The sequence below is a fragment of the Vibrio sp. 10N.261.55.A7 genome, assembly GCF_002877365.1.
Lineage (GTDB): Bacteria > Pseudomonadota > Gammaproteobacteria > Enterobacterales > Vibrionaceae > Vibrio.
The window spans coordinates 1-402 of the sequence record NZ_MCWZ01000253.1 but is presented as its reverse complement, the minus strand read 5'-3'; the positions used below and the strand labels follow the sequence as shown (position 1 = coordinate 402).

At 45.8% G+C, this 402-nt stretch carries 1 protein-coding gene; it reads right to left on the bottom strand.

What is annotated here, in order from left to right; all coding sequences use genetic code 11:
• Positions 1-402, bottom strand: a 402-nt coding sequence (locus BCU12_RS11460; protein ID WP_133153878.1) for an aldehyde dehydrogenase family protein, incomplete at both ends; no start/stop codon positions are given.

Below are 402 nucleotides of genomic sequence, written 5' to 3'. Positions count from 1 at the left end.
AATCATCTAACTTCAACAGTTGTGAAACCAACTCTCGGTCTGGTTTTTCAATGTACTGGACAGAAGCGGCTGGAAGAGAAGCCTTTTCAAGCGCCGATTGAATGACTTTTACCAGTTCCATATTGGAGAAGAAGGTCTCTTTACCGCCTCGCAAGATACTCGCATTGCCCGTTTTTAAGCACAGAGCAGCAATATCAATCGTCACATTTGGGCGGGCTTCGTAAATAACACCAACCACACCTAGTGGAACACGACGACGCGACAGTGACATACCATTTTCAAGCACTTTGCTATCAATTTCACTGCCCACAGGATCGTTCAGGCTAATCACATTGCGGACATCATTGGCAATGCCCACTAAACGCTCTTGGTTTAACAATAAACGGTCAAGAAGCGCCTCAG